Here is a 13425-nt window from a genome sequence, read left to right on the forward strand (position 1 = left end):
GGCCATACCCGATTCCGCTTGGTGCGACGGACGTTCCCGAGTTCGTCGTACGGACCGCTGCTCTGGCTTCCCGCCGGGCGGCGGTGGGCTCCTCGGGGCCTTCCACCCGCGTCCCTCGCTCAACTCCACCCGGCTCCATCGGACTCCTCGATCCGGAGGTCACCCATGACGCATTGGGTTGTACTGGCACTCGCGATGGTCGCGGTGTGCACGGTCGTCCTGGCGGTCGTCGTGCTCAAGCAGCGCCGGTTGCCGGACGACGACGACCCGTCGGCCACCCCGGACGTGCTCGAATACATGACGATGATGATCGGCGTCGTCTACGCGATCGTGCTCGGTCTCGCGATCGCCGGCGTGTGGGAGGGGCGGGGCGCGGCCGAGGACGAGGTCCGGCGCGAGGCACAGGCGTTGCACGAGGTCAGTGAGCGGGTTCGGGTCTATCCGGAGCCGGTGCGCGATCGCCTGCGGGCGGACGTCGACGCCTACGTGAAGTACGTGGTCCAGAAGGAATGGTCCTATATGGCCGACCACGGCGAACTGTCCGACCGGGGCTCGAAGTTGTTCGAAACGATCCGGCACGGCGCCACCGACTACGTGCCGCAGGGCGACCAGGAAACGCAGATGTACCAACCGATCCTGGACCAGGTCGCGATCGCGGACGACGCGCGGCAGGCACGGGGCGGACAGGCCGGCTCGTCGATGCCGGGACTGGTGTGGTTCGGCCTGATCATCGGGGCCATGGTCACCGTGGGCATGATCTTCACGCTGCAGATCCGCAGATCCGCGCCGGAGTTGATCGTGGCCGGGTTGTTCAGCGCGTTGATCGCCTTCCTGTTGTTCCTGATCTGGGACCTGGACGCCCCCTTCGGGCAGGGGATGACGGCGGCATCGGACGCTTTCGTCACGCTGTTCCCGAATGCCGGATAGCGGTTTGGCGAATGCCGGAGTAGTGGATTGCTGATAACGGGCCTTCGAGACAACACGCCGACCACACCGCGCAATCGCATCGGATCAGCATGCCCGGCGGGTACTGGGACACGGCCCGGGCACGCCGACCTGGAACAGGTGGTGCGGGGGTCAGTGCACCTCCGTGCGGATGACCCGAATCGTGCCGATCAGCAGCGGAAGCACCAACCAGATGCCCATCGCGGTGCCGAGTCTGGCCCACTCGGTACCGGTGATGCCGGCGGTGTAGAGCGGTTCCAGGACCGAACCCGGGTTGATCCAGCGGTTGGTGGATTCCATGGCGGAGACGAGGCCGGAGAGGATGCCCAACAGGCTCGGGATCATGAAATAGGCCACGATGGCGAGCGGCGCGTTCAACAACACCGTGCCGAATGCCAGGCCGATGGTGATGGCGAGGACCGCCGCGAGCAATGTCGACGCGATCACCGAGGGCGGTATGGACCAGGTGCCCGCGCCGCGATCGGTGATCGTGGCGACCAGGCGCCCGAGCAGCGCGCACACCAGGCCCACCGCGAGCCCGATCACGCACAACACTCCTCCCGCCGCGACCTTCGCGGCCAGCACCCGGCGGCGGTCCGGTACGAGGGCGAAGGTGGTCAGCGCGGTGCGCTGGGACCATTCGCCGGTCACCGCGAGGATGCCGATCACCGGGAAGAGCACGGCGACGCCCGCCTGGGAGGAGCTGAGGAAGTCCTGCACGGTGCGGTCCTCGCGCGGTGCGGCGGTCAGGTTCACGATCACCAGGGCCACGGCGGCGAGCCCGACCACGCCCAGCAGCCATCTGCCCGCGCGAGTGTCGGTCATCTTGCGCAGTTCGACCTCGGTCAGTCGGCCGAGCGTGGGGGCGGCGACGGTCATGACCCGATCTCCTGGGGCACGGAGCCGATCAGGCTCAGGAACATCTCTTCGAGTCCTTCGTGTTCGGCGGGCCGCAGGTCCACCAGGACCACCCCCGCGTGCGCGGCGGCTCGTCCGACCGCCTCGGCCGGGGCATCCACCAGGTAGGCGCCGGCCGGGTCGGCCGGGCGATGCGGCAGCGCTGCCGCGACCAGGGCGGTGCGCAGGGCGACCGGGTCGAGGCCGACGACGCGAGTGCCGCCGGATGTGGTGAGCAGGTCACCCTTCACGCCGTCGGCCACGACTCGGCCCTTGGCGATCATCACGATCCGGTCGGCCACCGCCTCGATCTCGCGCAGTTGGTGCGACGACAACAGCGCGGTGCCGCCCCGGTCGGCGAAGTCGCGCAGGAGCGTGCGCATTTGGTAGACCCCTTCGGGGTCGAGGCCGCTGGTGGGCTCGTCCAGGATGAGCACGGCGGGGTTGCCGAGCAGCGCCTGCGCGACGCCCAGCCGTTGGCGCATCCCGAACGAGTAGCCGCCGACGCGACGCTTGGCCGCCGGGCCGGACAGGCCGACCAGGGTGAGGAGTTCCTCGACCCGGGCCCGCTCCACGTCGAGCACGCGGGCACACAGCGCCAACGTCTCGCGCCCACTGCGGCCCGCGTGCTGGGCGGCCGCGTCGAGCAGCACGCCGACGTGGCGCCCGGGATTGCCCAGTTGCCGGTAGGGCACGCCCTGGATGGCGGAGCTGCCGCGGGTGGGTGGGGTGAGGCCGCAGATCATCCGCATCGTGGTGGACTTGCCCGCGCCGTTGGGCCCGAGGAACCCGGTGACGGTGCCTGGCTCGCAGCGGAACGAGACGTCGTCGACGGCGACGTGCTCCCCGTAGCGCTTGGTCAGGTGCTCGACTGTGATCATGGCTCCAGCGTGGCCGCGCCGGGTGGTCGTGCGCAGCGGCCGAGGGGCCAGGATCCGCGGCCTTGGTCCATATCCGCCGCGACCAAGGACTGGGGACCGACGATCGACAGTCGCGGGTGGCTCAGGAATCGCACGCGTCGTGGACCAGCAGGGCGATCTGCACTCGGTTGTTGAGGTCGAGTTTGGTCAGGAGCCGGGAGACGTACGCCTTGACGGTCGCGATGCTGATGGACAGCTCCCTGCCGATCTCGGCGTTGGTGCGGCCCTTGCCGACGAGTGCGGCCACCGCGCGTTCACCCTCGCTGAGTCGGTCGAGGGCGGCCCGGGCCCGGGTTCGGCGCGGATCGACGCCGGCTGCCGCGACGTAGGACATCATCCGGCGCATCACGTCGGGGGAGAGCATCGGTTCGCCGCCCGCGACCCGGCGGATGGCGTCGATGATGTCCGGCGGCGGGGTGTGTTTGAGCAGGAAGCCGCTCGCGCCCGCGCGCATCGCCTTGAGGATGTGGTCGTCGGTGTCGAAGGTGGTCATCACGATCACCTCCGGCGCCTCGGGCCTGGCCCGGAGCGTCGCGGTGGCGGCCAGTCCGTCCACCCGGGGCATCCGGATGTCCATCAGCACCACGTCCGGTCGGTGCTCGTCGACCGCGACCAGGACGTCGGCGCCGTCGGACACCTCCGCCACCACGCGCACGTCGGGCAGCCCGGAGAGCATCATCGAGAGTCCGGCGCGGACGAGAGCGTCGTCGTCGACGACCAGGACCCGTACGCAGCCGTCGGCAGTAGTCACTTGGCCAACGGTAGCCAGACTCGGAGCCGGAAGTCACCGTCACCGGTGCGACCGTGCTCGAGTCGGCCGCCGATCAGCGCCACCCGTTCACGCAGGCCGATCAGCCCGGCCCCCGCGCCGGGGATGCCGCTGCCGGCGTGACCGCCCGGCAGCCGGTTGACCACCTCGATCGCGAGGCCGTCCTCGGGAGCGGGCGCGACCAGCACGCGTACGTGTGCGCCGGGGGCGTGCTTGCGGGCGTTGGTCAGGCCCTCCTGGACGATCCGGTAGGCGTGCCGCCCGGTGCGCCCCGACACCGACGGCAGTTCGGCCAGGTCGAGGTGCACGGTCGCGCCCGCCTGCCGGGACTCCTCGATCAGCGCGGGCAGGTCGCCGAGCACCGGCTGCGGGCGCTCGGGTTCGTCGCCGTCGCCGTCGGTCTCGTCGGGATGGGCGCGCAGTACGCCGATGACCTCGCGCAGGTCCTCCAGGGCCTCGAACGCGCACTGGCGGATGACCTCGGCGGCGCGGGCCTCCTCCGGTGACGCGCCGGCCCGGTATTCCAGGGCGCCGGCGTGGATCGCCAGCAGCGAGATCCGGTGCGCGAGCACGTCGTGCATCTCCCGGGCGAGTCGCTCGCGTTCGAGATGGCGGGCCTCCTCCACGCGTAGCCGCTGGCCCTCCTCGGCCTGCCGGGCGCGTTCGCGCCAGCTCGCGGTCAACTGCCGCTGGGATCGGATGAGCATGCCGGTGACCACGGAGGTGGTGATCAGCAGGAACATCGCCAGGACGGAGGTCCAGTAGCTGCGTGCGGAGTCGGCACCGACCCAGAACGTGCCCGCGATCAGCGCGACCTGGAACCCGGCGACCGAGACACTGGTCCGCCAGGGCCGGTGGATCGCCAGGCTGAGCAGGACGACCGGGGCCGAGCCGGTGACGGCGGCCGAGAGGAAGCCGACGGTCACCCACACCACGGCGAGTTGGGTCGGCCGGGCCCGGCGGAACAGCAGCATGCCCGCGAACATGATGCCGCCGAGGACGGCCTCGACCCATACGTTCGGCGGCTTGTCGTCCTCCTGGAGTGCGGTGACGAGGATCATCGAGCCGAGCACCAAGGCGCTCAGGGCGTAACCGAGGTCGGCGGCCCATTCGCGGTGGGTCCGGGCGCGGCGGGGCACGGCCGCGGCGGGCATCGGCCCCTGTGCCGGGTCGGTGCGGCGGGCTCGGGTCTTGATCACATCTGAGCGTAGGCAGCGGTTCGGCGGGTTCGGCAGTGGTCGTGGGTCGACGCGGGCATCGACTTTGGTCGGCGTATCGCGGCCGGGTGGCGGCCGATCCCGGCCCGATGCGTCCATCGGGCCGGGTCCACCGGGGTTCAGCCGATCTCGGAGAGGCAGTACGTGCTGCCGTAGGTCGGGACTCCGTTGCGGGTCCAGTAGCTGGAGTACGTGTAGTCCGCGCCGCTCACGTTGTCGCACGGGCGGCCGGCCATCGTGTACGGGAACACGCGCAGGACCTTGAAGTTGGCCTTGGGGTCGGAGCAGCGGACCGAGGTCAGCTCCTCCTGGCTGCCGCCCGTGGTGATGCTGCCGCTGAGGCACTCGCCCTTGTCGTAGGCGGTCTTCGTGCTCTCCGGCGTCGCCGATGTCTCGGCGGTCCGCGTGCTCCGGCTCGTGGCGGACGGCGACTGGTTCGTCGTGCCGCGCGTCGAGACGGGGTACGTGGCCGGCGCCGTGCGCGGCGTGAACACCGAGGACGCGGAGGGCGTTCCCGTGCTCGAAGTGCCCACGTGCGCCGTCTTCTTGTCGTTCCCGTCGCAGGCTCCCACCAGCAGGAAGGTGGCCGACACGGCCGCGATCACCGCGAATGGCGTGCGTGCGCCGAACGACCCGATCCGATTGCTCATGAGGATGCCCCTTTTCCGTACCGCGTCGATTACCGGCGGCACCGGTAAACCATGGCGGTATCGATTCCGCTCGGGCAACCGAAATCCGGGCAATCAAGGGGACTCCCTCAGCCCATCATCCGCGAGGCGTGTCGACTGCGCGGCGCATGCGTGGCGGAGCGGGGGCGAGCGGTCAGGAGGTGCCCGGGTCGACCGATTCGGCGGACAGTTCGGCGTTGCACGCGTTGCAGGTCCAGCGGGGGCGGAGCGGGTCGCCGCAGGTGACGTGGGTGATCCGGACGCCGGCCAGGCCGTCGGCGCTGAAGCGTTGTTCGGACCAGGCGATCAGGAAGGCGAAGGTGGGGAAGAAGTCGTGGCCCTTGGGGGTCAGCCGGTAGCCGGTGCGGCGGGCGCCCTCCTGGAGCGGTACCCGGGTCAGGATGCCCTCGTCGGTGAGCAGGCCCAATCGGGTGGTCAGGGTGTGCGGGGCGGTGTCGTGCATCAGGCGTTGGAAGTCGCCGAAGCGGTGCACGCCCAGGAACGCGGCGGCCAGGATCGCGGTGGAGGTGCGATCGGCCAGGACGGCGGCCGCGGCGATCGGGGAGTGCTCGCCGGTCGCCGCGGCCGAGCGGTGGTAGCGCCGCCTGGGGTTGGTGGCCTCGGCCGGGACGGCGGGGTCGCGGACCGCGGCGGTGTCGCGCGCGCTCACGCCGATCGCCCCGCACGCGCCGCAGCCGAAGATCGGATCGAAGCCGTGTCCGCAGGTCAGGTGTCGGGGGCGGGCCCGGACCCGGAGCGGTGAGGTGGGTGCCCAGCGTCGGTCCCACGCGTTGATCGCCACGAACGCCGGCCACAGGTCCCGGCCCGCGTCGGTCAGCCGGTACTCCTGGCGCGGTCCGGTCGCGGCCAGTACGCCGTCGGCCAGCAGGTCGCGCAGCCGCCGGGTGAGGACCGGGTCGGAGATGGCCAGCGCCGACTTGAGGTCGCCGTATCGCACCGGACCGGCCAGTGCCGCCCGCACGATCAGCAGGTTCCACAGGTCGCCCATCACCAGCAGGCCGTGCCCCAGTGAGGTGTGGGCGGGGGTCGGGGCGGGGGCAGTCTCCATGGGCGAAGTATTCCTTCGGTCGTTCCCCCGGTCGTGGCGAGCCCTCCACATGGGTGGGAAGTGCCCGATCCGGTTACTTCCACTCTAGAAGTATTCGACACCTCGGGTTAGCCTCCCGGCATACCTGGTTCCCTGCCGGCGAGTCTCCATCGACCTCGGAGTGGCCATGAACGACGAAGCCCGCGTAGTGCTCAAGCCGGTCGAAGACGGTGAGGAGAATCCCTATCTGCTCGGCGTCTACGCGCCGGTCGTGGATGAGATCTCCGCAAACGATCTGGAAGTGATCGGCTCGATTCCGGCCGATCTCAGCGGGGTGTACGTGCGCAACGGCCCGAACCGCCGGTTCCCGGCGACCGGCCGGCACCACTGGTTCGACGGCGACGGCATGGTGCACGCGGTGCACTTCGAGAACGGCCGGGCGCGGTACGCGAACCGCTGGGTGCGCACCGAGGCGTTCGAGGCGGAGAGCCGGGCCGGACGCGGGTTGTGGACGGGCGTGATGGAGGATCCCAAGGGCAATCCGTTCGGCAACGGACACGGCCTGGGTCTGAAGGACTCCGCGAACACCGACGTCACGTTCTTCGCCGGCAGGCTGCTGGCGAGTTGGTATCTGTGCGGTACGCCGCGCGCACTGGATCCGCTGTCGCTGGCGACGCTGGGTCCCGAGACGTTCTTGAACACCCTCACCGGCGACTTCATGGCGCATCCCAAGGTGGACGAGGCCACCGGTGAACTGTTCTGGTTCGACTACGGCCCCGAACCGCCCTACCTGCGCTATGGCGTGGTCGGCGCGGACGGAAGGGTCGCGCACACCACGCACGTCGACCTGCCCGGCCCGCGCCTGCCGCACGACATGGCGATCAGCGAGAACCACGCGATCCTGATGGACCTGCCGCTGATCCAGGACCAGGAGGCGCGTCGACAGGGCCGGTACAAGCTGCACTTCGAGCGATCGTTGCCGTCCCGGTTCGCGGTCCTGCCCCGGTACGGCGACGGTTCCCGGGTGCGCTGGTTCGAGGCCGCGCCCGGGTACATCTACCACGTCGTCAACTCCTGGGAGGAGGACGGCGAGATCGTGCTGGACGTGTGCCGGGTCAAGGACCCGCAGCACCAGCCGAGGATCTCCCACCCGCTCGCCCGAATGCTCGCCTACCTGCGCCTGGACGCCCAACTGTGGCGCTACCGCTTCGACCTGACCACCGGACGCACCGTCGAGGGGCCGCGCGACGAGGACAACACCGAGTTCCCCTCCATCGATGCGCGTGTGGTGGGCCGGCGCAACCGCTTCGCCTACAACGTGCACATCGCGCGCGAGGACACCCTGCTCTTCGACGGCATCGTGCGCTACGACCTGCACACCGGCGAACGCCAGGACCACCGCTTCGGTGCCGGGCGTTGGGGATCCGAGGCGCCGTTCGCCCCGCGCGACGGGGGCATCGGCGAGGACGACGGCTACCTGGTGTCGTTCGTGACCGACGAACGCGAGAACCGCTCGGAGGTGGTGGTCCTGGACGCCGCCGACCTGGCGGCCGGGCCGGTGTGCCGGATCCTGCTCCCGGTCCGGGTGCCGGTCGGCTTCCACGCCACATGGGTGCGCGCCGATCAGCTCGGAGGCCGGGGATGAGACTGCACACCGCCGAGCGGGCCGCGCGCTACGCGCCGTGGTGGGGCGGCCCGACCTGGGACCGGATGTTCCGCGATCGGGTGGCCGAACACCCGGACCGCACCGCGATCGTCGACCCGCCCAACCGCGTCGCGTCGATGGACGGCCCGCCCAAGCGGCTGACCTGGGCCGAACTCGACTCATACGTCGATAGGTTGGCCGCCGTACTGCTCGATCACGGGGTGGCGCGCGACACCGTGGTGGGCGTGCTCCTGCCCAACTCGGTCGAACTCGCGGCCGTCTACCTGGCGATCACCCGGCTCGGCGCGATCGCGACGCCGTTCCCGGTACAGTACCGCGAGTTCGAGCTGACCGAGTTGGCCAAGCCGGCCGACGTCCGGGTGTTCGTCACCGCCACCCGGGCGGCCTCGTGGCCCGCGGCGCGGGCGATCGCGGAACTTCCGCTGTCCGGCACGCGTGCGGTACTGGCCTTCGGTGACGACGTCCCGGAGGGTGTCACCGGGCTCGACGCGGCATGCGCGAAGGTCTCGACGCTGCCGCTCGGCCGCTACCTGGCGGGGCTGGAGAGCGACTCCGGCGACTGTGTGACGATCTGCTGGACGTCGGGAACCGAGGCCGTGCCCAAGGGGGTTCCGCGCTGCGCCGACGACTGGACGCCGATGGCGCTGGGCAGCGTCGACGCCGCCTCGCTGACCGGCGCGGACGTGCTGCTCAATCCGTTCCCGATGGTCAACATGGCGGGCATCGCCGGGATGTTCCTGCCCTGGTTGATCACCGGTGCCGTCCTCGTGCAGCACCACCCGTTCGACGCCGGCGTGTTCCTGGGCCAACTGGCCGCCGAGCGGGTCACCTACACCGTGGTGCCGCCCGCGCTGTTGGCGATGCTGTTGCGCCAGGACGCCCTGCCGGACGGGGCGCTCGCGTCGCTGCGCGTGGTGGGTTCGGGATCGGCGCCGCTGACCGAGGAGATGACGGTCGGCTGGGCCGAGCGGTTCGGCATCGAGGTGATCAACTACTTCGGCTCCAACGAGGGCGCGAGCCTGGCGGCGGATCCGAGCAGCGTGCCCGACCACCGCGACCGCGCGCACTACTTCCCACGCTTCGGCTCGCCCGACCACACCTGGTCCAACCGCGCCTCGCACGGCCTGCGCAGCCGTTTGGTGGATCCGGCCACCGAGGTCGAGATCACCGAGGTGGGTGTACCGGGGGAGTTGCGGCTCCAGGGGCCCGGGGTGTTCGCCGGGTACGTCACACGCGATCCGCGGGCGCGGCGGGAAGCGTTCGACGACGACGGCTGGTTTCGTACCGGGGACATGTTCGCGTACGCGGCCGACGCGTCGGGGGATCCGTGTCGGCTGCGCTACGTCGACCGGGCCAAGGACATCGTGGTGCGCGGTGGGATGAACATCTCCGCGGCCGAGGTGGAGAACCATCTGAGCGCGCATCCGGCGGTCGCCGAGGTCGCGATCGTCGCGGTGCCCGACCCGGTGATGGGCGAACGGGCCTGTGCGGTCGTGGTGGTCGCGCCGGGGGAGCGCGCACCGACCCTGGCCGAACTGGGCGCGTTCCTGAGGGAACGTCACATCGCGGTGTACAAGCTGCCCGAGCGGCTCGAACTGGTCGAGGAACTGCCGCGCAACCCGGTCGGCAAGGTGCGCAAGGCCGAACTGCGCACCCGCTTCGTGGAATTCGGGACCGGCCCGGCGTCGGCGGCGGGCGCCGATTCGGCATCGGGGTCCGACCCGTCCGCGGCGCCGATCGAGGACCACCCGGAAGGAGCCGACTCGTGACCTTGGCCCCGCTCTACATTCTCGGCGGCGCGCAGAGCGACTTCGCCCGCAACTGGGCCAAGGAGGGCCTTGGCCTGGTCGACCCGATGCGTGAGGTCGCCCTGGCCGCGGCGGCGGACGCGAAGGTGGACCCGGATGCGATCGAGGTCGTGCACGTGGGCAACCTGGCGGGCGAACTGTTCGCCGGGCAGGCGCATCTGGGCGGCTTGATGGCGACCGCCGTACCCGAGCTGGCCGGGCGGCCGAGCATGCGGCACGAGGCGGCGTGCGCGTCCGGGAGTTGCGCGGTGCTCGCGGCCGGCGCCGATCTCGGGGCCGGGCGCTACGACCTCGCGCTCGTGGTCGGCGTCGAGCTGATGCGCAATGTGCCCGCGGACGAGGGCGCGGCCCATCTGGGCACGGCCGCGTGGGCCGGACACGAGGCGTCGGACGCGCGGTTCCCGTGGCCGGCGCTGTTCGCCGAGATCGCCGACGCCTACGACGCCCGATACGGCCTGGACCCCGCACACCTGGGCGCGTTCGCCGCGGGCGCGTTCGCGAACGCCGCGCGCAACCCGCTCGCGCAGGCCCGGGACTGGGACTTCCCGGCGGCGGCCTTCACCGCGGACGACACGGCCAATCCGCCGGTCGCCGGTCGACTGCGGCGTACCGACTGCGGCCGAATCACCGACGGCGCCGCCGCGCTGGTCCTGGCCTCGCCCGCCTGGATCGCCGAACACGGCCTCGACCCGGCGGAGTTGGCCTGCGTACGCGGCTTCGGGCATCGCACCGACACGTTGTCCCTGGCCGCCAAGCTGGATCGTGCCGAAGAGGCGGTGATGTTCCCGCACTTGGCCGGCGCGATCGCGGACGCCTACCGGCGGGCCGGACTGCGGGGGGCCGCCGAGGTGCACGTGGCCGAACTGCACGACTGCTTCACCATCACCGGCCTGGTGGCTCTCGAACACCTGGGCGTGTGCGGTCCGGGGGAGGCGGGTCGTCTGGTTGCCGACGGGGTGTTCGGGCCGGGCGGACGATTGCCGGTCAATCCCGGCGGTGGACTGTTGGGCCTGGGGCATCCGGTGGGCGCGACCGGTGTGCGGATGGTGCTCGACGCGGCGCGGCAGGTGACCGGTCGGGCCGGGCCGATCCAGGTCGAGGACGCGCGTACGGCGTTGACGGTCAATGTGGGCGGTTCCTTCACGACGATCGTGACCACGGTCGTGGGCCGGGGGGCGGACGGGTGAGCGGCGATGTGTACATCCTCGACTCGGTGCGCACGCCGCGCGGGAAGGCCTCGCCGCGCGGCGGGCTGGCCGGGCTGCCCGCGCGGGCTCTGGTCGAGCACGTGCCGGCGGCGCTGGTGGCGCGTACCGGGGTGGATCCGGCGCGGGTGGACGACGTGGTGCTGGGCTGCGCGGGGCAGGTGGACGAGCAGGGCGCCAACCCGGCGCGTACCGCCGTGCTCACGCTGGGCTGGCCGGACAGCGTTCCGGGCCAGATGATCAACCGGTTCTGCGCGTCCGGGATCGACGCGGTCGCCTCGGCCGCGGCGCTGGTCCGGGCCGGACAGGCCGACCTGGTGATCGCGGGCGGGGTCGAATCCTCGTCCCGGGTGCCGATGTTCGCGGATCGGGGGCCGCTGTGGACCGACGCGGCGGTGATCGAGCGGGTCGGCGGTGTGCACATGGGCATCGCGGCGGACGTGGTGGCGACCGAGGAGGGGTACGACCGGGCCGAGTTGGACGCGTACGGGGCGCATACCCAGGAACGCGCGGCGCGGGCCTGGGCCCAGGGCCGGTTCGCCGACGCGGTGGCGGCGCTGCCGGGTGGGTTGGCGCACGACGAACACGTGCGGCCCGGCACCCGTGTCGAGGAACTCGCGAAGCTGGAACCGGCGTTCGCCGAGTTGGGCGCGAGTGGTCAGGATGCTCTCGCGCTTCGGCACCTGCCGCATCTGCGCGAGGTCCGGCACCTGCACACTCGGGGTACCTCGCCGTCGGTGGCCGACGGGGCGTGCGTACTGCTGCTGGGCACGCTCGGCTGGGCCGAGCGGCTGGGATTGTCACCGGTGGCGCGGGTGGTGTCCTCGGCGTCGGCGGGTGTGGATCCGGTCCGGATGTTGACGGCCGGTCAGCGGGCCGTCGGCAAGGCGTTGGCCCGGGCCGGGATCGGACCGGGGGATGTGGACGTGGTCGAGTTCGCCGAGGCGTTCGCCGCGCTGTGTCTGAAGATCCGGCGCGAACTGGGCTTCGGTGACGACCGGTTCAACGTGAACGGCGGCACGATCGCGATGGGACACGCGTTCGGTGCCACCGGGGCGATCCTGACCGGCGCGTGTGCGAACGAACTCGCGCGCTCGGGCGGTCGGTTCGGCGTGGCCGCGGTGAGTGGGGCGGCGGGACTGGGGACGGCCGTGGTGTTGGAGAGGATGCCGTGAGCGAGGACGTGCGATCCCGCGGGCCGGGGCTGTCGGTCTCGCTCGGGTTGTGGCAGGACCGGCCGGCGGAGGAGGCGCTGACGACGGCGCGGCTGGCGGACGAACTCGGCTACGCCGAACTGTGGATCGGCGAGATGGCCACCTATGACGCGTTCGCGCTGGCCACCGCGGTGGCCGGGGGTACCGAGCGGATCCCGCTGACCGTGGGGCCGTTGGCGGTGACGGTACGCGATCCGGCGACGGTCGCGATGGGGGCGGCCTCGGTTCGGGCGCTGACCGGACGGCGGGTGACGGTGGCGCTGGGCACCTCCTCGACGGTCGTGGTGGAGGGATGGCACGGGCGCTCGCGGGCCCGGGCGACCGTCGCCCTGGCGGAATCGGCCCGGCAGACCAGGGAGTTGCTGGACGGGGTTCGGTCGGACGGGCACGGGGAGGTGGTCCGCTCCGACGGCTACCGGCTGCGATTGCCGGCGCCGGGCGGGTCTGGGCTGACCGTGGCCGCGTTCGGGCCTGCGGCGATCCGGACGGCGGCGCGGTACGCGGATCGGCTGGTGTTGAACCTGGTCTCGCCGGAGACCGCGGCGGAGTTGATCGCCTCCCTGTCGCGAGCCGCGAAGGAGGCCGGGCGGCCTCGGCCCAAGGTCGCCGCGTGGGTGTGCGCGGCGGTGGGGGCGGGCGCGGTCGAGGGGGCGGAGCAACTGCGGCGCGGGCTGGTGGGGTATCTGGCCGCACCCGGGTACGGCGAGATGTTCGCGCGTGCGGGCTTCGGGGAGTTGGTCGCGTACGCGCGGACGGGGCCGCATCCGCGGGAATTGCTGGCGGCGATTCCGGAGGCGGCGGTGTCGGTGGTGGGGTTGGTGGGGTCGGTGGCGCACGCGTGCTCGCGGATCGCGGCGTATCGGGCGGCGGGGGTGGACGAGGTCGTCCTTGTGCCTTCGGCTACCGCGGGGGATCCGGGTGGCTCTGCGACGTTGTCGGCGCTGGTGGGTTGTTGACGCTGTTGTCCTCAATCGCCGGACGGGCTGGAATCGGCCCGGTCCCGCCTGGTCCTCAAGCGCCGGACGGGCTGAGGGGGTCGGTTCGACCGACGGGCTGGGGTGGGTCTGG

12 protein-coding genes are annotated in these 13425 nt (G+C 71.6%); 6 read left to right on the forward strand and 6 right to left on the reverse strand.

Features of this window, described 5'->3' with window-relative positions:
• Positions 1-165 precede the first annotated feature (165 nt).
• Positions 166-927: a hypothetical protein gene (locus tag OG948_RS28160; protein WP_406299119.1), complete on the forward strand. Its 762-nt coding sequence runs from the start codon at positions 166-168 to the stop codon at positions 925-927.
• A 150-nt stretch (positions 928-1077) separates the two neighbouring features.
• On the opposite strand, the gene OG948_RS28165 is transcribed toward OG948_RS28160, so the two are convergent.
• The 6 genes from OG948_RS28165 to OG948_RS28190 all read right to left on the reverse strand — a co-directional run bounded on the left by OG948_RS28165 (position 1078) and on the right by OG948_RS28190 (position 6485).
• A complete protein-coding gene (locus tag OG948_RS28165) occupies positions 1078-1824 on the reverse strand; it encodes an ABC transporter permease subunit (protein WP_406299120.1) in 747 nt (248 codons plus the stop codon).
• Positions 1821-2723, reverse strand: a complete 903-nt coding sequence (locus OG948_RS28170) for an ABC transporter ATP-binding protein (RefSeq protein WP_406299121.1) — start codon at positions 2721-2723, stop codon at positions 1821-1823. Before OG948_RS28170 ends, OG948_RS28165 begins: the two co-directional genes overlap by 4 nt.
• Before the next feature lie 121 nt (positions 2724-2844).
• Positions 2845-3513, reverse strand: a complete 669-nt coding sequence (locus OG948_RS28175; RefSeq protein ID WP_395859554.1) for a response regulator — start codon at positions 3511-3513, stop codon at positions 2845-2847.
• Positions 3510-4730: a sensor histidine kinase gene (locus tag OG948_RS28180; RefSeq protein ID WP_406299122.1), complete on the reverse strand. Its 1221-nt coding sequence runs from the start codon at positions 4728-4730 to the stop codon at positions 3510-3512. Before OG948_RS28180 ends, OG948_RS28175 begins: the two co-directional genes overlap by 4 nt.
• A 137-nt stretch (positions 4731-4867) precedes the next feature.
• Positions 4868-5398 (reverse strand): hypothetical protein, encoded by a 531-nt coding sequence (locus OG948_RS28185; RefSeq protein ID WP_406299123.1) that lies wholly within the window; start codon positions 5396-5398, stop codon positions 4868-4870.
• 172 nt (positions 5399-5570) lie between these two features.
• Positions 5571-6485 (reverse strand): winged helix-turn-helix transcriptional regulator, encoded by a 915-nt coding sequence (locus OG948_RS28190; RefSeq protein ID WP_406299124.1) that lies wholly within the window; start codon positions 6483-6485, stop codon positions 5571-5573.
• A 166-nt stretch (positions 6486-6651) separates the two neighbouring features.
• Between OG948_RS28190 and OG948_RS28195 the strand changes: the two genes are divergently transcribed.
• The 5 genes from OG948_RS28195 to OG948_RS28215 are packed head-to-tail and all read left to right on the forward strand — an operon-like array spanning position 6652 to position 13313.
• Positions 6652-8109, forward strand: a complete 1458-nt coding sequence (locus OG948_RS28195) for a carotenoid oxygenase family protein (RefSeq protein WP_406299125.1) — start codon at positions 6652-6654, stop codon at positions 8107-8109.
• Positions 8106-9899, forward strand: a complete 1794-nt coding sequence (locus OG948_RS28200; protein WP_406299126.1) for a class I adenylate-forming enzyme family protein — start codon at positions 8106-8108, stop codon at positions 9897-9899. Before OG948_RS28195 ends, OG948_RS28200 begins: the two co-directional genes overlap by 4 nt.
• On the forward strand, positions 9896-11125 hold the full coding sequence (locus OG948_RS28205; protein ID WP_406299127.1) for an acetyl-CoA acetyltransferase: 1230 nt from the start codon (positions 9896-9898) through the stop codon (positions 11123-11125). The genes OG948_RS28200 and OG948_RS28205 overlap by 4 nt, the downstream gene beginning before the upstream one ends.
• Positions 11122-12318 (forward strand): acetyl-CoA C-acyltransferase, encoded by a 1197-nt coding sequence (locus OG948_RS28210; protein ID WP_406299128.1) that lies wholly within the window; start codon positions 11122-11124, stop codon positions 12316-12318. Before OG948_RS28205 ends, OG948_RS28210 begins: the two co-directional genes overlap by 4 nt.
• Positions 12315-13313, forward strand: a complete 999-nt coding sequence (locus OG948_RS28215) for an LLM class F420-dependent oxidoreductase (RefSeq protein WP_406299129.1) — start codon at positions 12315-12317, stop codon at positions 13311-13313. Before OG948_RS28210 ends, OG948_RS28215 begins: the two co-directional genes overlap by 4 nt.
• Positions 13314-13425: the final 112 nt, after the last annotated feature.

It is taken from the genome of Embleya sp. NBC_00888 (genome assembly GCF_045207655.1).
GTDB lineage: Bacteria > Actinomycetota > Actinomycetes > Streptomycetales > Streptomycetaceae > Embleya.